Consider the following 20,425-nt stretch of genomic DNA (forward strand, 5'->3'; position numbering starts at 1 on the left):
TCGTACCAATTTGAGCTGGAATTTTCGGCACAATTTTCGTGATGTTGAAAGGAGATTGTGCGGTGAAGAAATCGAAGTTTACGGAAGAACAGATCGCCTTCGCCCTGAAGCAGGCGGACGTCGGCACGCCGGTGGCTGAGGTCTGCAGGAAGATGGGCATCTCGGATGCGACCTTCTACAACTGGCGCAAGAAGTACGGGGGGCTGGGCCCCTCGGAGTTGCGGCGCCTGAAGCAACTGGAAGAAGAGAACAGCAAGCTCAAGCGCTTGGTCGCCGATCTTTCGCTCGACAAAGCCATGCTGCAGGACGTCCTCGCAAAATAGCTCTGAAGCCTTCTCGCCGCAGAGATCTCGTCGATCATCTGATCAGCCGGTTCGGGGCGAGCCAGCGCCAAGCGTGCGGCGTGATGAAGATTTCACGCTCGGTCTATGGCTATCGCTCCCAGGCTCGGGATGCCACACCGCTGATCATGCGCATCAAGGAAATCACCTCGACGCGCGTGCATTACGGCTACCGACGGGTACATGTGCTGCTCAGGCGAGAAGGCTGGAAGGACAACCACAAGCGGGTCTATCGACTGTATCGTGAGATGGGCCTGTCGTTACGCCATCATCGGCCGCGGCGAAACAAGGCGGCTCGTCTGCGGCAGCCGAAGAGGCACGCCTCGGCCATCAACGAGATTTGGAGCATGGACTTTGTGGCTGACGCACTGTTCGATGGCCGTCGGCTTCGCACCTTGCCGATTGTCGATAACTACACCAGCGAGTGCTTGGCGATCGATGTCGGCCAGAGCTTGAAGGGAGAGGATGTTGTGCGTGTTCTTGAGCAACTGCGCCACAGCCGTGGGCTGCCGAAGAGCATCAAGGTCGACAATGGCAGCGAATTCATCTCGAAAGCGATGGACCGGTGGGCCTACGAGAATCGGGTGGAACTGGACTTCTCCCGGCCGGGGAAGCCGACCGATAACGCCAAGGTCGAGTCGTTCAACGGTCGCTTCCGGGAGGAATGTCTGAACGAACATTGGTTCTTGTCCCTGGACGATGCGAAAGGCAAAATCGAGGCGTGGCGGCGGTACTACAACGAGGAGCGTCCCCATTCGGCGCTGAACTGGATGACACCCGCCGAATTCGCCCGCCAGTGCAGGAACAAGCCCTCACCGGAGGGCTTCCAGGTGCCGGAAATTTCCACCTTAGACCGGTACTAAATCCGGTGCAGCCTCAGATTCGGACTTTACTAAATTCCCGTTGGCTCTGTTTACGGGGGGCACCTCACCAAACACAACAAATGCAAAGCTAATCAAGCGTTTCAGGGACGCCGGCTTCAGTGACTGGTCCTAGTTGTCCGCGCTGACCTAACTTTGCCCTCTTCCCCTTGTCGCACCGATGCGAATTTGATGCGAACCTGCTTCCTCGAAAGACAGGTATTCGCCTCAAGCAGCCACTCGATCCTCCTGTTCTGGGTGACTGCAATCGGGCTTTAGCGGACGTATTCGGTTACTGTCGTGACCGGCCGCTTAGGCCGACCACCCGCCTGTAGCTTATGGCATGAGGCCGGATCTCAGCCGGAGCGGCTATTCAACCGCTTCTCGCTCATCACCTGATCGTGGGCCACGAAGAAGAGGCTCAATACTGACTACAGAAACAGGGGCGATTCATTAATTAGCACTTGGCATGGCCAAAAGCTATCTCTCACAAAGATTAGCTGCCGCAGTCGCTCTAAGATGCTGAATGAATAAATGATCGAAGTTCCGATATTTTCGGATGAGCACGAAGTTCCTCAAGATTGGCTTGGCTGAGGCAACTGAATAACTTAGCCCGGTCCCTTATATTCAAAAGGGTGGAAAGAACCTTTCTTGGGGCAGCTTTGCCCGCTGCTTGCATCTCCGCTGAAATTTCACGCCCAGTGAGCAGAGCCAATGTCTTTGGAGCTTCAAAAAACAATACTTCAATTTCTGGAATGAACTGTATAACCTTGTACTCGGAATGATTGCTTCCCCAAGCGAGATAGTCATCTAGTTCTCTTTGTTGCATGGCTGCTTGATGTTCATCCGTAGTATCTGCGTCAACTATTAGCGCTACGGGAACACGCTTCATAAGTAACGCTTTCCGTGCCCGCGGCCGAATTGCATTACGGCCGTTTGCTACGATGATTTGATAGCTAACGGTTCGCAAATCATCAAGCAGCAGCTGGACTAGCCTAGAATCCGTTTCCCCGTCAACGTAAATATGTACCATTTGATTTACTCATCGGTTTCGAAAGGGAAAAGTGGAAGTCCGTACGCAGTAGCATACTCAAGCTTCTGGCGTAGCCCTTCTGTCATGGTCGCATGAGGCAATGCAATATCGAGATCCGACTTACCCCAGAGAAGGATGTTTAATGGAGATGCAAATTGGGTGAAAACCTCGGTAGCCAGTGTGAAATCTGATACGCTAAATAAAACTGCCATTGTCCCGGGAGGCCTACTTTCTAGACGGAAGCGCAGTTTAGCGACAGCTTCAATTGCAGCCGGCTCGCTCAAATCTTTACTCTCAACGAGAAAAGACCTCCCATCAAGGAAAACCATCCCGTCGATTTGCTCCATCGTGCCGAATTTTTGCGGATACGTTACTTCGTAGGGCCATCGGACAGAGGTCCCCTCGGCATCAAAAGCTCTAATCACCAAATACTCAAACAGTTTACCTGGCGTCCAACTAGGAACAGGGATTTTATCCTTTACCTTCTGCCATAAGTCGTGAAGGTCGGTTTGCTTCCATGCCTGAGCCTCTTCCATCATGGATCGTGAGGTGCGTGAGGTAGAAGTGCTCATCAGGACGTCGTTAGCGGTTCAAAGGGCATGGTGGAAACGAGCATTGGATGAAGAGTCTTTCAATTATGACATCGTATTGAGTGCCCGCCAAGAAATTCAGCTACAGTGCGCTGAGCACGTGCGGTAAAGCTATCAGCGGATACTTGACCGTTGCCAGTGCGAGCTTCAGCAGAATGGATGCGTGCTACGGCACTCGGGGTCATCGGGGTACGAGAGGTGGATGCGGACTTCTTAGACATGATTCGAATCTCCAGTTGAGTTGCCACGTAGACAACGGAGCGAATCGTAGATGTCAGGTGTTTGCAGGTATTCCGCGTAGCGCGTCAAAGTTTTTGGAAAAATACCCAAGGCCAGTAAAGCCGGGGCGATTCAGAGTGCTGCCAACTCATCTTTGCTTGAGGCAAAGATGAACTCCAATGAGTTCTTCGCTATAAAGGTATTAAGCTCTTCAGCCCTTTCCTTGGCGTCAATCCTCTCGTTGTTTATTCCCTTCTTTGCCCACAATGCAAGATGCGGGCTTATAGGGAAATAGATCGAGGATTCTTTGGAGATATCGCCCGGAATGGCTAAAAGATTGTAGATAGGTTGATCAGAAGTGACGAGCTTGATTTCGGAATGGTTTTCTACCACTCTCAAATCCAGATGGTCACAGAGTGATCCTCCAATGCTGTTTGCCAAGATGAAGCCCATGGCGTTCTGCACCTTGTGTAAATTGCAATCCTTGTACTCTTCTGGAATGCTCAGGCCTTGATGATTCATGAATGAGGTTCTAGCTTTCTTAGTTCGAGTGTATTGATGGCCGAGATAGATGCAAAGATGAATCTTGCTTTGCCTATCATTCAAAACGTCAAAATCTTTGTCTCTTAAAGCACTAAGAACGGGGAAGGCATTCTTTTCAATCATCCCATGGTACTGTTCAAGACCGAATCTTGCCCACTCGTTGCCAGAATTGGCAATGCTTAGGTAAGTAGCAAGGCTACCTCGGTTCACGAACTGGTTGATCGCGGGACCTTTCATAACCATCCCGATCAGCAGTTTAATTTCAGCATCCGATAGCGGGTCAATTTCATAAAAGTAGCGTTCCTGTGCGACATTCTCTGTTGATGTACGAAAGATCTTATCTTCTCGTTTGCTCCAGATTTGATCGTCCGTTGCCCAGCCCTTGAGGTAATACTCCCAAATATAGTGCTGCTTCTTTACCTCAATGCTCATGCTCTCCTCTTAAGTTATCGTGTTGCTACGAATAGATGTCAGCAATGTTCTGTATTTCAATTCATACCCTACAACGCCGAACGACTGCTCCTTCTATTAGCAGATTATCCTCTGAATGGCCGCTTTCAGAAACCGCGACTGCCCGGAAAGGGGCGGATGCCATCCTAAGCTGCTGACGAAAGCAGCCATTGGCCACCATTCGCGGCTGAGCGGCAGTTAAGCAGCCCATAGCCGTCCGATGCAGGTCGAAGACCCAAGGTCCGTTTTGGCCGAGGAGCGGAACTCGATATTGTGAGCAATCGGCTTGCTACGGACACCTACGCAGCTGACAGCCCCGCTGACCGGAGATAGCTCAACAACTCCTGTGGAGCCCGATCAGCACAAGGCACCAACCAAAGGAGCCCTGCAGCCAAGAGCGCCACCCGCGAACTGAAAGAAACCGCAGCCTCGTTAGTCAGCGCTGATCGGATGTCGGCGAAAACGGCACAGTTGTGCGCTAGCAAAGTGCGAGATTAGTCGGCACGCCGAGGCCGGGATAGCCCCCCCGGGCTGCCCCTACTGGCCTTTGAAACCATCAACGATCGGCCAGCCCTACGGCGGCGAACGGTCGTCTCGCGCGTATCTTTGCGCCAGCGAGCGGTGCACGGTCGCCTTTCCAGACGCAAAGGGGCGCTTCAGATATTCTGCCGCTAGGCTTAATTCAAAACTAAGTGACTCGGATTTCCCAAAATTCAAAACTAAGTGACTCGCGGGTTCAAAACCAAAAAAATCAGGCGCTCGCAAGCGCCTGATTTTTGGTAGTTGGCGGTTCAACACTCACCGCCGCTCGACAGTGGCGCCTGCGACGGCGCCGAACAGGGTTTGACGCTTAGTGGCCGCCTGCGGTCGAAGCGCCGATACCGGTTTCCGAACGCACCTGCTGCGCCGGGAAGCCCGCACGATCCTTGGCCGCCTGCTGGCTGCGGTCGAGCACCGATACCAGCCAGATGGTGAAGAACGCAGCCGACATCGAGAACAGTGCCGGTGACGAATACGGGAACAGCGCGCTGCCCTTCTCGTGGTGCAGCACCGCCTCCCACACCGACGGCGAGACGATGGTCAGACCGACCGAGAGCAGCAGGCCGACCGTGCCGCCAGCAACTGCGCCGCGCGTCGTGCAATCCTTCCACAGCACCGACATGAACAGCACCGGGAAGTTGGCCGAGCAGGCGATGGCGAAGGCCAGCATCACCATGTAGGCGACGTTTTCCTTTTCGAAGGCGATACCGAGGAAGACGGCGAGAATGCCGAGGCAGATCGTCGTGATCTTCGAGACACGCAGCTCCGAAGCGGAATCGGCGTTGCCCTTCTTGAACACCGTGGCGTAGAGGTCGTGCGACACCGCCGAGGCGCCCGACAAGGTCAGACCCGCCACCACCGCGAGGATGGTCGCGAAGGCCACCGCCGAGATGAAGCCGAGGAAGACGTTGCCGCCAACGGCGTTGGCCAGGTGCACCGCGGCCATGTTGCCGCCGCCCTTCAGACCCTTGCTGATGTCGCCATCGACGTAGTAGGAACCCGGATCCTGCGTCAGCAGAACGATGGCGCCAAAGCCGATGATGAAGGTGAGGATGTAGAAGTAGCCGATCCAGGTGGTCGCCCAGCCAACCGACTTGCGCGCTTCGGCAGCACTCGGCACGGTGAAGAAGCGCATCAGGATGTGCGGCAGACCGGCGGTACCGAACATCAGCGCCAGACCGACCGAGATGGCCGAGATCGGGTCCTTGATCAAGCCGCCCGGCGCCATGATCAGGTCGTGCTTGGCATGCACCTCGACCGCCTTGGCGAACAGCTTTTCGGGATTGAAGCTGAACTGGTAGAGCACCGCCAGCGCCATGAAGGTGGCACCGGTGAGCAGCATGCACGCTTTGATGATCTGCACCCAGGTCGTCGCCGTCATGCCGCCGAAGAGCACGTAGAGCATCATCAGCACACCGACGATGACCACCGCGTACTGGTACTCGAGACCGAACAGCACCTTGATCAGCTGACCGGCACCAACCATCTGCGCGATCATGTAGAACGCCACCACGACCAGCGAGCCGGTCGCCGCGAAAGTGCGGATCGGCGTCTGCGAGAAGCGGTAGGCGGCGACGTCGGCGAAGGTGTACTTGCCGAGATTGCGCAGGCGTTCGGCCATCAGGAAGGTGATCACCGGCCAGCCGACCAGCCAGCCGATCGAGAAGATCAGGCCGTCAAAGCCGTTGGCGAAGACCAGACCGGAAATACCGAGGAACGAGGCCGCCGACATGTAGTCGCCGGCGATCGCCAGGCCGTTCTGGAAACCGGTGATGCTGCCGCCGGCGGTGTAGAAGTCAGACGCCGAACGCGTCTTGGCAGCCGCCCATTTGGTGATCCACAGGGTCAGGCCGACAAAGCCGGCAAACATCGCGATGGCGACCCAGTTGGTCGCCTGCTTGCTGGTCTGGCCGAGGTCGGCGCCAGCGGCGACGGCAGCGCCGGCAGCCAGCACGCCAGCCGTCAGCGCCAGCATCTGGCGCGTGAATTGACTGATCATTTGCGCGTCTCCTCTTGCACGATTTCCGCGGTCAGCGCATCGAATTCCCTGTTGGCGCGACGCACATAGATATTGGTCAGAATGACCGTAAACAGGATCACGCCGAGCCCCATCGGAATACCGACCGAGGTGACCATGCCTTCGCCGATCTTGGTCCCCAGCCATTCCTTGTTGAAGGCGATGAGCAGGATGTAGCCGTAATAGACGACCATCATCAGCACAGTCATGATGATGCTGAACGAGGCTCGCGTGCCTTTCAGCTTCTGATACTTGGGATTGGCGGCGATGCGCGCCGCGACGTCGTCTTTCATGTTTTCCTCCGCGCAAATGGGCCGCAAAATTGTCGACCCGGCTGAACGCCAAGGTGGACAGTAGGCGTGGATGCTTACTCGCCGCTTACGCAAGACACCATGCGTAAGCGATTGCGCAATAAATAACGCAAGCAGCGAAGGATGGTCCGGGGACAGGTCTGCTGCCGCCATGCGCGATGACGGCAGCAAAACCCGGGGTTTCGTCGCCGCGCAGGCGGAGCGACGAAACTGACGGGCGGCGGCAAGGCCGCCGCCCGCAAGCTCAACAGCGGAAGCGGCTGACCAGCGTATGCAACTCGGTCGCGATGCGCTCGAGTTCGGTCGCCGACTCGGCAGTCGAGCGCGTGGCGGCGCTCGTTTCCTCGACCATCTGCGCGATCTCTTCGACGCGCTGGGCGATGCTGGTGCTGACGATGCTCTGTTCGCGCGTGGCACCGGCAACATCGCGGATGTGCCCAAGCGTCGTTTCGGCACCGCGACGGATCTGCCGCAGCGATTCGGCGGCGCCCTCGGCCGAGCGTACGCCCTCGGCCACTTCCGGCAAGGCCGCATCCATGACATGCGCCGCCGCGCCGGTTTCCGACTGCACCGCGGTAATCATTTTCTCGATCTCGATGGTCGCCGCCGAGGTGCGCTCGGCGAGTTGCCTGACCTCATCGGCAACGACGGCGAAACCACGGCCCTGCTCACCGGCACGCGCCGCCTCGATTGCAGCGTTGAGCGCCAGCAGATTGGTCTGCGCGGCGATACCCTTGATCACACCGGCAATCGACGAAATCTCGGCGGCACGCGCCTCGAGACTGCGGATGCGTTCCGAGGCATCGCTCACCGTTGTCGAAATCCGGTTGATCTCACGGCTTGCCGCCAACGCCCGACTTGAACCTTCATCGGCCAGGCGAACCGACTCGGTCGCATCGCGCTCAGTATCGGCTGCGCTGTCCGAGATATGCGTCACGCTGACCGTCATCTCCTCGATCGCCGCGGCCATCGAAGACGTGGCGTCGGTCTGGTGCTGCGAAGCGATCGCCACCTCGCTCGACGCCGTGACGATGCGCTCGGCATTCTTGGTCACTTGCGCCGCGCCGTCGGTGATCTCGATCAACATGGCGCGCAAGGCCGAAACCATTTCACCGAACGAGCCAAGCATGCTGCCCTTCGCTGCCGAACCGGTGGCAATCGTCAGATCGCCGGCCGCCGCGCGTGACATCAGCGCGATCGCCTCGCGCGGCTCGCCGCCAACCTGGCGCAACACGCCGCGCGTGACGATGAAGCCGATAACGGCGACGCCGAAGATCAGGGCACCGCTCACCGCCAGAGCCAGCAGCAACTTGTGCCGGAACTCGGCTGCGATGTCATCCATATAGACGCCGGAACCGATCACCCAGCGCCAGGGTTCGAAAGCCTTGGCGAACTGCAGCTTGTCCACGCCGACAGTCTGCCCCGGCCGCGGGAAGGAGCTATCGACATAAGCGCCCTGCGGATCGGCCTGGGCGCCGGCGATGATGTCGCGGATGGTAAAGCGGCCCTTGCCATCCTTGACGTCGTTGATGCTCCTGTTGCCGACGAACTTGGAATTGACGTGCACGACACCATCGCCCTCATAGCTGAAAACATAGACATAGTCACTCTTGCTGTCGGTGCCACCGTAGTGCGCGCCGAAGATCGCCTCGCTGGCTGCCTTCTGCGCCTGCTCGCGACTCATCCGCCCGGCAGCCTCTTCCTGCTGATAGCGGATGGCGATGTTGTGAGCGACCTCGACCACCGAGCGTACCTGCTGCCGACGCCCGTCCTCAAGATTGGTGCGCATCTCCCATGCGGCCAGAGAAACCAGGGCCAGCATGCCGAGCAATGCAGCCACCACCAGTAATACGATCTTCGCCTTGAGGGTCATGCGATCAATCATCAAAGTCACTCCACTGTTGAAATCATTGTGATCCGGAGAATCCAGGCAGCACAGCATGCAAAATGGCCTGGACCTGCGGCGACATCGCCGCGAAACTCACCTGATACTGCTCGGCGGCGATCATGCACAAGGCGACGCCATTGGTATCGATGGTGGTGACTTCAGAAAGATCAATCTCGGCAACGCCGACACGGGTAAGACCGTGCATGAAATCGCTGGCCAGCAGGTTGTTCAGCCCGCCGGAAATGCGCATGACTTTGCGCCCATTGACGTCGTGTATGCTGAGTATCGAGGCTTCGCCCTCGGCCAGCGCCTTGTCGATGGCTTCCTGGATGAGCACTTCGCTCAGCGGCCCCGCCTGGAAGCGGACACCGTAGAGATCGCCGATACAATTGACCACCTGCGCCGGCATGTCGATGCGCGGCGAGCCGAACACCGAGAATTCGCAACCGAAGGACTCGCCGGTCCGCAGCGGCAAAGCCGTACGCAGCATCAGGCCACCAAGAGACAGGTTGTGCAACTCGCCTTCGCCGAGACGACCGCGCTGGCCAATCGTCACCGTTGGCGGGTGCGCGAAGCGGATTCGGCGGTGGCGGCGCTGTTCATTCATGGTCGGAAAAATACGGGCAGGCGGAAAGCCAGCGGTTTGACATCGAACGACACGCAAAACATCGCGCAAGACAAGCAATAAACGCCAATAAGCGTATCAGGTTTCCACATAGATCAAGTTGATATAAAATTCTTATTTACTTTCAATGACTTATATCCGTCACTTTCTCATGCTGGCGATGTCGGCCATGTTCGCTGGAACTGTGCTTGCCGACGAGCTGCCCACGACCGTCAGCGCGGCGCTGCGTGAGGCCGGCATTGCGCCGCGCAATGTCGCCATCGTCGTCCAGGCTGTCGATGCGCCACAGCCGCTGCTGACGCATAACGCGCGCCTGCCGATGAATCCGGCGTCGACGATGAAGCTCGTCACCACTTACGCCGGCCTTGAACTGCTCGGCCCCGCCTTCACCTGGAAAACCGAAGCGCTCGCCGACGCACCCCCGGCCAACGGCCGCATCGCCGGCAATCTTTACCTGCGCGGCAGCGGCGATCCGCGCTTGTCGCAGGAGGCGTTCTGGTTGCTGCTGCGCCAGCTGCGCGCACGCGGCATCAGCGAAGTCGGCGGCGATCTGGTGCTCGACCGCAGCGCCTTCAAGCTGCCGGCGCACGACCCGGCGGCCTTCGACAACGAGCCGCTGCGCCCCTACAACGCCGGCCCCGACGCGCTGCTCGTCAACCTCGACGCCGTCCGCCTGTCGCTGCTCGCCGACAGCGAACGACGGGCAGTGACGGTGATCGCGGAAACGCCGGACCAGAATCTGCGCGTCGCCAACCGCCTGAAGCTGGTCGACGAAAGCTGCGGCGACTGGCGCGAAAAGCTGAAAGCAACGAGTAATGGCGACACCATCGAGCTGTCCGGCGTATTCCCGGCGAGCTGCGGCGAAAAGGCGCTGCAGCTGTCGCCGTGGCCGGCCGATGTGCAGGTCGAACGCCTGTTCCGCGCCTTGTGGAACGAACTCGGCGGCACGCTCGCCGGCCGCGTGCGCGCGGCGCCGACGCCGGCGGCTGCACGCACGCTTGCCGTGCAGGAATCGCCGCCACTCGCCGACATCGTTCGCGACATCAACAAGTACAGCAACAATGTCATGGCACGGCAGCTGTTCCTGACGCTGGCGGCCGAGCGCCCGGCGAGCACCGAAACGGCGCGGAAGCGCGTCAATAGCTGGCTTGCCGGCAAAGGGATCAACATCCCGGAACTGGTGCTCGACAACGGCTCGGGGCTGTCACGCGTCGAGCGCATTTCGGCCGACGGCCTCGCCCGCCTGCTGCTCGCCGCCTGGCAGAGCCCGGTGATGCCCGAGCTGATGTCCTCGCTGCCCGTCGCCGGCGTCGATGGCACCTTGAAGAAGCGGCTCGGCGACAGCCCGGCGAGCGGCCGCGCGCATCTGAAAACGGGCTATCTGGAAGGCGTTCGCGCCATCGCCGGCTACGTGCTCGACAACAGCGGCCGGCGCTGGGTCGCCGTCTGCCTGATCAACGATCCGCGCGCGCGGCTCGGCAAACCGGCGATCGACGCACTGCTCGGCTGGGTGGCCGAGCGCTGAAGCGCGCCGCGCTCAGGCGGCAGCGTCGCCGACCGGCCGCCGCCCGGACAAGGCCAGCCAGCCGCGCGCCACGCGGTAGATCAGCCACAGCGTCAGCACGCACCAGGCGACGATCGCCAGCGGCAGGCCAATCACGGTCAGCGCGCAAACGATGGCGATCAGCGCCCACAGCGCGGCGAACCAGAAAGTGCGGATCTGCCAGCGGAAGTGGCTTTCCAGCCAGGTACCGTTGGCGTCGGGGCGCTTCACGTAGTTGATGATGACGGCGATGATCGACGGCCAGCCGACGAGAAAGGCACCGATGACGCTGGCCGCGCCGAAGATGCCGGTCAGCGCCGAGAAGGCATGCAGCGCATAGACGAGGTGCGTGACGCGAATCAGCGATTCCTCGCCCGGCAGCGGCGTCGGCGGCAGGCCGCTCATGGCTGGCGGCACCCGACAGGCAAGCGCGCGCTACTGCCGGCACAAAGAAGGCGCCAGCTCACAACCCCAGCTCCGCCCATAGCGAATCGACGCGCGCTTTCACCGTCGCGTCCATGACGATCGGCGTTCCCCACTCGCGGTTCGTTTCGCCCGGCCACTTGTTGGTCGCGTCGATTCCCATCTTGCTGCCGAGCCCGGAAACCGGGCTGGCGAAATCGAGGTAGTCGATCGGCGTGTTGTCGGCGATCAGCGTGTCGCGCGCGGCGTCGACGCGCGTCGTCAGCGCCCAGATCACTTCCTTCCAGTCGCGCACATCCACATCGTCATCAACGACGATGATGAACTTGGTGTACATGAACTGGCGCAGGAAGCTCCAGATGCCGAACATGATGCGGCGCGCGTGGCCGGCGTACTGTTTCTTGATGCTGACCACGGCCAGCCGGTAGGAACAGCCCTCGGGTGGCAGGTAGAAGTCGACGATCTCCGCGTACTGCTTCTGCAGCAGTGGCACGAACACCTCGTTGAGCGCAACGCCGAGCATCGCCGGCTCGTCGGGCGGCTTGCCGGTGTAGGTGCTGTGATAGATCGGGTTGCGGCGCATGGTGATGCGCTCGACGGTGAATACCGGAAACTGCGCCTGCTCGTTGTAATAGCCGGTGTGGTCGCCGTAGGGACCTTCGAGCGCCGTTTCCGCCGGATCGATATGGCCTTCGAGGACGATCTCGGCCGACGCCGGCACCTGCAGATCGTTGCCGCGACATTTGACAACTTCGCTACGCGCGCCACGCAGCAAGCCGGCGAACTGGTATTCGGAGAGCGAATCGGGAACCGGCGTCACCGCGCCGAGAATCGTCGCCGGATCGGCGCCGAGCGCCACCGCCACCGGGAAAGGCTCGCCCGGATGCGCCAGACAGTGGTCGCGGAAGTCGAGCGCGCCGCCGCGATGCGCCAGCCAGCGCATGATCAGCTTGTTGCGGCCGATCACCTGCTGCCGGTAGATGCCGAGGTTCTGCCGCGACTTCTGCGGCCCGCGCGTCACCGTCAGCCCCCAGGTGATCAGCGGCGCGACGTCGCCCGGCCAGCAGTGCTGGATCGGCAGACGCGCCAGATCGACCGCGTCACCTTCGATCACCACTTCCTGACACGGCGCCGACGACACCGCTTTCGGCGCCATGTTGAGCACCTGGCGGAACACCGGCAGCTTGTCCCAAGCGTCCTTGAGCCCCTTCGGCGGCTCGGGCTCCTTGAGGAAGGCGAGCAGCTTGCCGACTTCGCGCAGCGCGTCGACCGATTCCTCGCCCATGCCGAGCGCGACGCGGCGCGGCGTACCGAACAGGTTGGCAAGCACCGGAATGTCGCAGGCGACGCCGCCGGTGGTCGGCTTTTCGAAGAGGATCGCCGGCCCGCCCGCGCGCAGCACGCGGTCGCAGATCTCGGTCATTTCCAGGCGCGTGTCGACGGGAACGCTGACGCGCTTGAGTTCGCCGATCTTTTCCAGTTGCGCGATGAAGTCGCGCAGGTCTTGATATTTCATCGCAGCAGGCCGGTTAGCGTGAGTGGGGCGGAACGGTGGCGGGCGGAAGGCGCCCTCAGAAGCCGCCGTCGGCGAAGAAGAAATCGAGCGCGATGCCAGCGAAAATCGCCGCGCCGATCCAGTTGTTGTGCAGGAAGGCCTTGAAACACGGAGGCCCTTCGCGGTGGCGGATCAGCGTCCAGTGATAGAGCGAGATGCCGACGGCGACGGCGATGCCGAGGTAGAACCATGTGCCGAGACGCAGCCCGTGGCCGACCCAGGCGATCAGCGCAAAGGTGGCGGCGTAGCAGGCCATCACCGCGGCGACGTCGAAGCGGCCGAAGGTGATCGCCGAGGTCTTGATGCCGATCTTCAGGTCATCGGGGCGGTCGACCATCGCGTACTCGGTGTCGTAGGCGACCGCCCAGAAGATGTTGGCGAGCAGCAGCCACCAGGCCTCGGCCGGCACCGCATCGAGGTGCGCGGCGTAGGCCATCGGGATGCCGAAGCCGAAGGCGATGCCGAGGTAGGCCTGCGGGATGGCGAAGAAGCGCTTGGTGAAGGGATAGCTGGCGGCAAGAAACAGCGCCACCACCGACAGGCCGATGATCAGCCAGCTTTTCAGCGGCAGGATGAGGCCGAAGGAAACGATGACGAGAACGGCAAAAAGGATCAGCGCCTCCTTGCTCGTCACCTTGCCCGCCGCCAGCGGGCGCATTCGCGTGCGCTCGACATGCGGGTCGAACTTGCGATCGGCGAAATCGTTGATGACACAGCCGGCCGAACGCATCAGCACGGTGCCGAGCGTGAAGATCCACACCACTGCCCAGTTCGGATGCCCGAGCGAGGACAGCCACAGCGCCCAGAAAGTCGGCCAGAGCAGAAGCAGGATGCCGATCGGCTTGTCGAGCCGCATCAGCTTTTCGTAGTGGTCGAGGCGTTCGCGCAGGCTCATCGGAGCCGGCGGCGTCGGACCGGACGCGGGATTGGGCACGTGTTCCATGGCCGCCATTTTAGCTGCCGGATGGGGCTTTCGGCGCGCGGGCCGTTACTGGCTGGATTCAAGCTCGCTACGGGCTGGATGCGGGCTTGCTCGGATGCCGAAAGGCGGGCGGACACGGGGGCGCGCCCAAGAGCGGCAGCGGGGAGTTGGCTGTTGAGTTCGCCGGGGTGTGTATCGCGGCGCGACGGCGGGCAGGGGCCGGGCGCCTCATGGCTGCACAAATCGTTGCCCGGCCCCTGCCCGCCTTTGCTGGCTGCCGTGCAAGCTCGGGAATCAGATCAGTTGGCTGGTCGGCGCTGGACGCTGCTGCTAGGACTTGCACCCGCCCCTCAGCGGCGCCGCAGCAAAGCCAGCGCGCGCCTTGGATAGTCGGGCGCGCGCAGGAACAGCCACAGCGCCGCCAGCGCGTTGCCGGCGGCGCCGATGGCGAACAGTCCCGGCACGCTGACGCCGGCAGCGAGCAGCGCCGCGGCGCCGAGTGCGCCGCCGACCATGAACAGCGCGTTGAAGATGTTGTTGGCGGCGATGATGCGCGCACGATGCGCCACCTCGCTGTCGACCTGCATGACGACGTACAGCGGCACGATGAACAGCCCGCCGCAGATGCCGAGTGCGAGCAGGTCGCCGAGCAGGCGCCACGTTCCGGGCTGCGCCAGCAGGGCGCCGACGGCGAGCGGCGCCGCGGTCGGCAGCGATGCCGGTGCGGCCAGCGCGAGATCGAGGCCGAACAGCGTCAGCCCGAGCGCGCCGAAAGGCACCAGCCCGATCTCCAGCCGCTTGCCGGAGAGACGTTCGCAGAGCAGCGAACCGGCGCCGATGCCGACGGTGAAGGTCGCCAGCAGCAGCGTCACCGCGCCCTCGTCGCCACCAAGGATGTTTTTCGCCAGCCCCGGGAACTGCGCGAGGAACAGCGCGCCGTAGAGCCAGAACCAAGAGATGCCGATGATGGCGAGGAAGACGCTGCGTTCGCTGCGCGCGAAGGCGATGTTGCGCCAGGTTTCCGTGAAGGGATTGGCGTTGAGGCGCAGCGCCGGAGCGGGTGCCGGCGCTGGCGGAATGGCGCGACTGCTCGCGTAGCCGATGGCGGCGACGGCGAAGCCGGCGAGCGCGATCCACGCCGGCGCGAAGCTGGCGGCGGCGAGCAGGCCACCGGCGAGCGTGCCGATGAGGATGGCGACGAAGGTACCGGCCTCGACCAGCGCGTTGCCACCGACGAGTTCGCTGCTCGCCAGATGCTGTGGCAGCAGCGCGTACTTCACCGGCCCGAACAGCGTCGAATGCAGGCCGAGCAGGAACAGCGCGCCAAACAGCAGCGGCAGGTGGTGCAGGTAGAAGCCGGCGCCGGCAACGGCCATGATCGCCATTTCGAGCAGTTTCACCGCGCGCGCGAGCATCGCCTTGTCGAACTTGTCGGCCAGTTGCCCGGCAGTTGCCGAGAAGAGGAAGAAGGGCAGGATGAAGATGCCGCCGGCGAGATTGGCAAGGATGCCGGCGTCGAGCGTCGTCCACTGCGCGGCGCGGAAGGTGAGCAGCACGATCAGCGCGTTCTTGAACAGGTTGTCGTTGAAGGCGCCGAGAAACTGCGTGGCGAAGAAGGGGCCAAAGCGGCGGCTGCCGAGCAGGGAAAAGGCGCTCATCTTTTGGCGCTCATCGTTTCAGGCTTTCAGAAGTTCTTCGCGCCAGCCGAGCCAGCGCGCCAGATGGCGCTCGACCGCGGGCTGGCCGCTGGGCGAGGCGAGCAGGCGCGCCGCGGCGTCGCGCGCCAGTTCGATCAGATCGACGTCGGTTTCGAGATCAGCGTAACGCAACAAGGGCGTTCCCGACTGCCGGCTGCCGACAAACTCGCCGGGACCACGCAATTGCAGGTCGTGGCGGGCAATCTCGAAGCCGTCGGCGGTTTCGTGGATGACGCGCAGACGCGCGCGCGCCGTCGCCGACAGCGGCCCCTGATAGAGCAGCACGCACGCCGACTCGGCGGCGCCGCGACCGACGCGGCCGCGCAGCTGGTGCAACTGCGACAGACCGAAGCGTTCGGCGTGCTCGATCACCATCAGGCTGGCGTTGGGCACGTCGACGCCGACTTCGATCACCGTCGTTGCCACCAGCACGTCGATCTCGCCGGCGGCAAAGGCGGCCATCGTCGCCGCTTTCTCGGCAGCCTTCAGGCGGCCATGAACGAGCCCGACGCGCAGGCCAACGAGCTCTTCGGCGAGCAGCGCGTGCGTCTCGATCGCCGTCTGCAGCTGCAGTTTTTCCGACTCCTCGATCAGCGGGCACACCCAGTAGGCCTGCCGGCCAAGCGCGACGGCGTCGCGCAGGCGAGCGATCACTTCGTCGCGACGCGAGTCGGAGACGAGCTTGGTGCGCACCGGCGTGCGCCCTGGCGGCAGTTCGTCGAGCGTCGATACGTCGAGGTCGGCGTAGTAGCTCATCGCCAGCGTGCGCGGGATCGGCGTCGCCGACATCATCAGCTGGTGCGGCGAATCGCCCTTGCGCCGCAGTTCGAGGCGCTGCGCGACGCCGAAGCGGTGCTGCTCGTCGACGATGGCCAGCCCGAGGCGGGCGAAGTCGACATCCTGCTGGATCAGCGCGTGCGTGCCGACGACCAGTTGCGCACCAGCGGCAGCCTGCGCCTGCGCCGCGCGCTTCTGCGACTTCTTCTGGCTGCCCGACAGCCAGGCAACGGAGACGCCGAGCGGTTCGAGCCACGCCGACAGCTTCAGATAATGCTGCTCGGCGAGGATTTCGGTCGGCGCCATGAACGCCGCCTGATAACCGGCTTCGATCGCCTGACACGCGGCGAGCGCGGCGACGATCGTCTTGCCGCTGCCGACATCGCCCTGCAGCAGGCGCTGCATCGGATAGGGCCGCGCCAGATCGGCGGCGATCTCCGCACCGACACGGCGTTGCGCGCCGGTGAGCGGAAACGGCAAAGCTGCCAGCAGTGCACGCGCGAGTTCGCCGGGCGCCGCCAGCAGCGGCGCACCGATGCGCCGGCGGGCGAGGCTGGCGCGCTTCAAGGACAGCTGCTGCGCCAGCAGCTCGTCGAACTTGATTCGTCGCCAGGCCGGATGCGTGCGCGCCTGCAGCGACTCTTCCGGCGCGTCGGGCGGCGGCGCGTGCAGGTAAGTGACGGCGCGGGCGAAATCCCACAGCGTTGGCGCGGGCGGCACCAATCTGGCGGTGAATTCGGCAGCTGATTTGGCCTCTGCTGCGGCTACCGACGCGGCCGCTATCTCTGAACCGCCGCCGAACAGCTCGGCCGGCGAACAGGTGTCGTTCAGCGGCACGCTCGCCAGCGCCCGCGCGATCAGCCGGCGCAAGCTCGCCTGGCCGACTCCCGCCGTCGTCGGGTAGACCGGCGTCAGCGCCGACGACAGCGGCGCATCGGCGTCGACCGGGCGCAGCCGTGGATGCACCATCTCGGCGCCGAGAAAGCCGGAACGCACTTCGCCGAAAACGCGCAGGCGGCGGCCGTCGTCGCGCACGCCTTCGAGACTGCGCGTCTGGCTGCCGTAGAAATTGAGGAAGCGCAGCCACAGCTCGCCGCTGGCGTCGCGCGCGCGTACCAGCAGCTGCCGGCGCGGCCGGAACTGCACGGCAACGTCGAGCACCTCGACTTCGAGCTGAACGCTGACGCCCGGCTGCGCCGCGGCGACCGTCGTCAGCTGCGTTTCGTCCTCGTAGCGCAGCGGCAGGTGCAGGACGAGGTCTTCGTTGCGGCGCAGGCCGAGGCGTTCGAGCCGCGAACGCAGGGCTGCCGGTGCGGCAATGGCTTCGCCGCCGGCGGCAGGATCAGTCGCCAAGCACCAGCACGCCGTCGGCCTCGACACGCGCACCGCGCGGCAGCGCGGCAACGCCGATTGCCGCCCGTGCCGGGAAGGGCGCGGCGAAATAGCGCGTCATCGCCTCATTGACCTTGCCGAAATCGTCGAGGTCGACGAGAAAGACGTTGAGCTTGACGATGTCGGCGAGCGAACCGCCAGCGGCTTCGGCCACTGCCTTGAGGTTGGCGAAAACGCGGTCGATCTGCGCATCGATGCCTTCGACCAGCGCCATCGTCTGCGGGTCGAGGCCGATCTGCCCGGACAGATAGACGGTATCGCCGACACGCACCGCCTGCGAATAGGTGCCGATCGCCGCCGGCGCGTCGGGAGTGGAAATGATCGTTTTGCTCATTGCGTTGTCCTTGAATGACGGAAAGGGGCGGACGCGCTGGCCGTAATGCACGCAGCCGCATCCGCAACAAGGTGATATTACCGCTGGAAGCAGGTCGCCGGAATTTCTCGCGGAAGCCCCCCGCCCGGCGCAGTGTCCGTCAGCGGACAGGGCACCCGCCCACCAGCGCGATCAAGGAAAGCCATGGACGAGCAACGCATCCGGCAACTCGAACAACTGCTCGGCGGCGCGCGCGACGGCGCGCTGTTGCGCTATTCGCTCGGCGCGGCGCTGCTCGCCGCGGGTGACGCGGTAGCAGCAGTGCGACGCCTGCGCGAAGCCATTGAGCGCGACGAAACACATTCGGCCAGCTGGAAACTGCTCGGCCGGGCACTGGCGGAAACAGGGCAGAGCGAAGCGGCGCTCAACGCGTTCAGGCGCGGTGTTGATGCGGCCGCAGCGCGCGGCGATGTGCAAGCGGTAAAGGAGATGCGCGTGTTCGCACGCCGGCTGGAGAAAACACTGGCAGCGGCCGCCAGCGCGGCGCAGTAGGCAGAATCGGGGGATCAGCTCCGCCCCGAAGCGCCCCACCTTGCGGCGATTCTCTGGCGAGGATTCACCGAGCGGCGCGCAACGCTGGCGCGATACCGGGCGCGCCAGGCGAGCGAGCACTTACAAGGTCCCTCCTACTGGCGCGCGCTGCGCTTGGGCGGCAAGAGCACCGAGTCGACACCGAGCGACTGCATCTTTTCGCGCGCCGCCACCGCTTCGGCGCGATTGCGGAAGGGACCGGCCTGAACGCGCGTTTCGATCGTCGACGGGATGCCGTTGAGCGTCAGCAAGGCGTGTAGTTCTTCGGCGCGACGCGTATCGGCGAAAACGCCGGCCTGCAGCGCATAGCCGTTAAGCAGACGCGGCACCAGCGGCGCCGGCAGGCTGGGCGGCGCGGCATCGGCGCTGCTGGCTGCCGGCGGGCGCGTAGCGGCGTTGTTTGCGCCTGCCGCCGCTGCCGGAACGGCAGTGGCTGGGGAACTGGCCGCAGCTTTGCCGGCCGGCGCCGGAGCACTGCGCGCCGGCGTGCCGCTGCGCGCGGCGGCCGGTAGCGAGGGCTGTGCGGCAACTTGCGGCCGTTGCGGCGCTTCCGCCGCCGCTGCGGCAGCAGTCGCCGGCGTCACCGGCGCGGCGCTGCCTTCGGGTTCGGCAGGTTTTTCCGGCGTTGTTACGCTGGCAGCGGGCTCGCTGCTGGCCGGGGCAGTCGTTACCGGCTGCGACACTTCCTGCTTCGCAGTCGGTACCGGCGCCGTGTAGGTCGGTGCCGCATCGTCCTCGTCGTCGGGCGCGTTGAGGCGGTCAAAGAGGGCCAGTGCGCCCAGCAGCAGCGCGATCATCAGCCCCGCCACGCCCATCCGCCAGACGAGCTTGCGCCTGATGTCGGGCGCCTCGGGCTTCGCCCCGGCGGCTCCAGTCTTCTCAGCCATGCCTTCCCTCCCTCATTGCTGCCCCCCAAGGCGATCGTTTCTTGCCTGAATCAATGGACGCTTTCGTCGTTGCCCTTGCGCGTCAAGGCGACGACCAGTTCGGCTTCGGCGCGGGCAATCCCGCAACGCTCCGAAATCGCCGAGGCGTCGGCACCCTGCAGCGCCATCTGCATGGCTTCGCCGTAAAGCGGCGAAACGTGCTGCGCGGAGTTGACCTCGTCCACTTCACGGCGCAATTCCTCGCGCAAGGCGGCTAGCTCGCCGCGCACTTCGCTGCGCAGGCTCTTCAAGCTCGTGTCGAGCGTCGCCACACGCTCGCTCAGCGCCGCCGACAGCGCCCGCAGGTGCGCCAGCTCGCGTTCGTGCGCCTCGACATCGCGCTGGTCTGCCAACTGCTGTGGCGGCGGCTCGTTCCAGGCGAACGCGGGTGGCGCAGGCGCAGTGCTTGCCGGCTGATCGGCGGTAGCGCTTACGGCAGCGGCCGCAGCGTTCTCGGCAGCCCAGCCCGCCTTGGCGGCGCCACGCTTGCCGCCGTCTCCGGCATCGTCGACCGCCGCCACCGCACCATAGGCGGCGAGCGCAGCACCCGCCTGCGCCGCCGGCACGACAGACGCCGCCGTCGCCTGCAGGCGACGCATGCGCCAGAAGACGACGAGCACGTAGATCGCGAGCACGGCAACCAGGCCGAGCAGCGCATCGCGCCATGTCAGTGAGGCAAGGAAGTCAGGATCCATCGCAGGTCGGCAGTCAGTATTGCGCCGTATTATCCTTGATCCGTCGCCGAACGGGGATGCTTGACGATGCCGGACGGATGCGCCAGCGCCTTCGGATGCTCGCGGGCGCCTGGCTGCCTGCGCTTTGCTCAGGCGCCACGCCGGCAGCTGTGATACCGGCTGGCGCGCCGGTCA

18 protein-coding genes are annotated in these 20,425 nt (G+C 63.1%); 3 read left to right on the top strand and 15 right to left on the bottom strand.

Going from position 1 to position 20,425, the window contains the following annotated elements; genetic code table 11:
* Positions 1-62: 62 nt before the first annotated feature.
* Positions 63-1,204 (top strand): IS3 family transposase gene (locus tag GGD90_RS01000; RefSeq protein ID WP_184414886.1). Its coding sequence is split into 2 segments (ribosomal slippage): positions 63-321 and positions 321-1,204, totalling 1,143 coding nucleotides; the frame shifts between segments, so codons are not numbered across the junction.
* Positions 1,205-1,715: 511 nt separating this feature from the next.
* On the opposite strand, the gene GGD90_RS01005 is transcribed toward GGD90_RS01000, so the two are convergent.
* From GGD90_RS01005 to GGD90_RS01035, 7 genes are all read right to left on the bottom strand, one after another.
* Positions 1,716-2,234 (bottom strand): hypothetical protein, encoded by a 519-nt coding sequence (locus GGD90_RS01005; RefSeq protein ID WP_153115142.1) that lies wholly within the window; start codon positions 2,232-2,234, stop codon positions 1,716-1,718.
* A 5-nt stretch (positions 2,235-2,239) separates the two neighbouring features.
* The gene (locus GGD90_RS01010) at positions 2,240-2,806 is read right to left on the bottom strand and encodes a hypothetical protein (RefSeq protein ID WP_153115141.1); all 567 of its coding nucleotides are present in this window, start codon (positions 2,804-2,806) and stop codon (positions 2,240-2,242) included.
* 369 nt (positions 2,807-3,175) lie between these two features.
* Complete coding sequence (locus GGD90_RS01015) at positions 3,176-4,018, bottom strand: DUF4238 domain-containing protein (protein ID WP_153115140.1); 843 nt, start codon at positions 4,016-4,018, stop codon at positions 3,176-3,178.
* Positions 4,019-4,886: 868 nt separating this feature from the next.
* Positions 4,887-6,575 (bottom strand): cation acetate symporter, encoded by a 1,689-nt coding sequence (locus tag GGD90_RS01020; RefSeq protein WP_153115139.1) that lies wholly within the window; start codon positions 6,573-6,575, stop codon positions 4,887-4,889.
* Positions 6,572-6,886, bottom strand: a complete 315-nt coding sequence (locus GGD90_RS01025; protein WP_153115138.1) for a DUF485 domain-containing protein — start codon at positions 6,884-6,886, stop codon at positions 6,572-6,574. The genes GGD90_RS01020 and GGD90_RS01025 overlap by 4 nt, the downstream gene beginning before the upstream one ends.
* 262 nt (positions 6,887-7,148) lie before the next feature.
* A complete protein-coding gene (locus GGD90_RS01030; RefSeq protein ID WP_153115137.1) occupies positions 7,149-8,789 on the bottom strand; it encodes a methyl-accepting chemotaxis protein in 1,641 nt (546 codons plus the stop codon).
* Between the two features lie 22 nt (positions 8,790-8,811).
* A complete protein-coding gene (locus GGD90_RS01035; RefSeq protein ID WP_153115136.1) occupies positions 8,812-9,399 on the bottom strand; it encodes a PilZ domain-containing protein in 588 nt (195 codons plus the stop codon).
* Positions 9,400-9,586: 187 nt separating this feature from the next.
* Between GGD90_RS01035 and dacB the strand changes: the two genes are divergently transcribed.
* Positions 9,587-10,942 carry a D-alanyl-D-alanine carboxypeptidase/D-alanyl-D-alanine endopeptidase gene (gene dacB, locus GGD90_RS01040; protein ID WP_228273619.1) on the top strand — a complete coding sequence of 452 codons (1,356 nt, stop codon included), beginning with the start codon at positions 9,587-9,589 and terminating at the stop codon, positions 10,940-10,942.
* Positions 10,943-10,954: 12 nt separating this feature from the next.
* On the opposite strand, the gene GGD90_RS01045 is transcribed toward dacB, so the two are convergent.
* The 6 genes from GGD90_RS01045 to GGD90_RS01070 all read right to left on the bottom strand — a co-directional run bounded on the left by GGD90_RS01045 (position 10,955) and on the right by GGD90_RS01070 (position 18,060).
* Positions 10,955-11,365, bottom strand: a complete 411-nt coding sequence (locus tag GGD90_RS01045) for a DUF4870 family protein (RefSeq protein WP_153115135.1) — start codon at positions 11,363-11,365, stop codon at positions 10,955-10,957.
* A 58-nt stretch (positions 11,366-11,423) separates the two neighbouring features.
* On the bottom strand, positions 11,424-12,899 hold the full coding sequence (gene ubiD / locus GGD90_RS01050; RefSeq protein WP_153115134.1) for a 4-hydroxy-3-polyprenylbenzoate decarboxylase: 1,476 nt from the start codon (positions 12,897-12,899) through the stop codon (positions 11,424-11,426).
* A gap of 55 nt (positions 12,900-12,954) precedes the next feature.
* Positions 12,955-13,890, bottom strand: a complete 936-nt coding sequence (gene ubiA / locus GGD90_RS01055; RefSeq protein ID WP_407690624.1) for a 4-hydroxybenzoate octaprenyltransferase — start codon at positions 13,888-13,890, stop codon at positions 12,955-12,957.
* A 320-nt stretch (positions 13,891-14,210) separates the two neighbouring features.
* Complete coding sequence (locus GGD90_RS01060) at positions 14,211-15,518, bottom strand: MFS transporter (protein ID WP_153115133.1); 1,308 nt, start codon at positions 15,516-15,518, stop codon at positions 14,211-14,213.
* 18 nt (positions 15,519-15,536) lie between these two features.
* Positions 15,537-17,687, bottom strand: coding sequence for an ATP-dependent DNA helicase RecG (recG, locus tag GGD90_RS01065; protein WP_228273618.1), 2,151 nt, complete (start codon positions 17,685-17,687; stop codon positions 15,537-15,539).
* Positions 17,677-18,060 (bottom strand): Rid family detoxifying hydrolase, encoded by a 384-nt coding sequence (locus GGD90_RS01070; protein WP_153115131.1) that lies wholly within the window; start codon positions 18,058-18,060, stop codon positions 17,677-17,679. Before GGD90_RS01070 ends, recG begins: the two co-directional genes overlap by 11 nt.
* Before the next feature lie 183 nt (positions 18,061-18,243).
* Between GGD90_RS01070 and GGD90_RS01075 the strand changes: the two genes are divergently transcribed.
* Positions 18,244-18,591, top strand: coding sequence for a tetratricopeptide repeat protein (locus GGD90_RS01075; RefSeq protein ID WP_153115130.1), 348 nt, complete (start codon positions 18,244-18,246; stop codon positions 18,589-18,591).
* Between the two features lie 134 nt (positions 18,592-18,725).
* Here the strand turns inward: GGD90_RS01075 and GGD90_RS01080 are convergent, their stop codons facing one another.
* Positions 18,726-19,517 (bottom strand): SPOR domain-containing protein, encoded by a 792-nt coding sequence (locus GGD90_RS01080; RefSeq protein WP_153115129.1) that lies wholly within the window; start codon positions 19,515-19,517, stop codon positions 18,726-18,728.
* A gap of 50 nt (positions 19,518-19,567) precedes the next feature.
* On the bottom strand, positions 19,568-20,251 hold the full coding sequence (locus GGD90_RS01085; protein WP_153115128.1) for a DUF2802 domain-containing protein: 684 nt from the start codon (positions 20,249-20,251) through the stop codon (positions 19,568-19,570).
* Positions 20,252-20,425: the final 174 nt, after the last annotated feature.

Origin of the sequence: Rhodocyclus tenuis (assembly GCF_014197755.1) — a bacterium.
Lineage (GTDB): Bacteria > Pseudomonadota > Gammaproteobacteria > Burkholderiales > Rhodocyclaceae > Rhodocyclus > Rhodocyclus tenuis.

Excerpts from the sequence above, each read along its gene's own strand:
- GGD90_RS01045 (WP_153115135.1), bottom strand. The coding sequence starts at position 11,365 with ATGAGCGGCCTGCCGCCGACGCCGCTGCCGGGCGAGGAATCGCTGATT.
- GGD90_RS01085 (WP_153115128.1), bottom strand. The coding sequence starts at position 20,251 with ATGGATCCTGACTTCCTTGCCTCACTGACATGGCGCGATGCGCTGCTC.
- dacB (WP_228273619.1), top strand. The coding sequence starts at position 9,587 with ATGTTCGCTGGAACTGTGCTTGCCGACGAGCTGCCCACGACCGTCAGC.
- GGD90_RS01015 (WP_153115140.1), bottom strand. The coding sequence starts at position 4,018 with ATGAGCATTGAGGTAAAGAAGCAGCACTATATTTGGGAGTATTACCTC.
- GGD90_RS01075 (WP_153115130.1), top strand. The coding sequence starts at position 18,244 with ATGGACGAGCAACGCATCCGGCAACTCGAACAACTGCTCGGCGGCGCG.
- ubiA (WP_407690624.1), bottom strand. The coding sequence starts at position 13,890 with ATGGCGGCCATGGAACACGTGCCCAATCCCGCGTCCGGTCCGACGCCG.
- GGD90_RS01010 (WP_153115141.1), bottom strand. The coding sequence starts at position 2,806 with ATGAGCACTTCTACCTCACGCACCTCACGATCCATGATGGAAGAGGCT.
- GGD90_RS01025 (WP_153115138.1), bottom strand. The coding sequence starts at position 6,886 with ATGAAAGACGACGTCGCGGCGCGCATCGCCGCCAATCCCAAGTATCAG.
- GGD90_RS01070 (WP_153115131.1), bottom strand. The coding sequence starts at position 18,060 with ATGAGCAAAACGATCATTTCCACTCCCGACGCGCCGGCGGCGATCGGC.
- GGD90_RS01080 (WP_153115129.1), bottom strand. The coding sequence starts at position 19,517 with ATGGCTGAGAAGACTGGAGCCGCCGGGGCGAAGCCCGAGGCGCCCGAC.
- GGD90_RS01035 (WP_153115136.1), bottom strand. The coding sequence starts at position 9,399 with ATGAATGAACAGCGCCGCCACCGCCGAATCCGCTTCGCGCACCCGCCA.
- GGD90_RS01005 (WP_153115142.1), bottom strand. The coding sequence starts at position 2,234 with ATGGTACATATTTACGTTGACGGGGAAACGGATTCTAGGCTAGTCCAG.
- GGD90_RS01020 (WP_153115139.1), bottom strand. The coding sequence starts at position 6,575 with ATGATCAGTCAATTCACGCGCCAGATGCTGGCGCTGACGGCTGGCGTG.
- GGD90_RS01060 (WP_153115133.1), bottom strand. The coding sequence starts at position 15,518 with ATGAGCGCCTTTTCCCTGCTCGGCAGCCGCCGCTTTGGCCCCTTCTTC.
- ubiD (WP_153115134.1), bottom strand. The coding sequence starts at position 12,899 with ATGAAATATCAAGACCTGCGCGACTTCATCGCGCAACTGGAAAAGATC.
- GGD90_RS01030 (WP_153115137.1), bottom strand. The coding sequence starts at position 8,789 with ATGATTGATCGCATGACCCTCAAGGCGAAGATCGTATTACTGGTGGTG.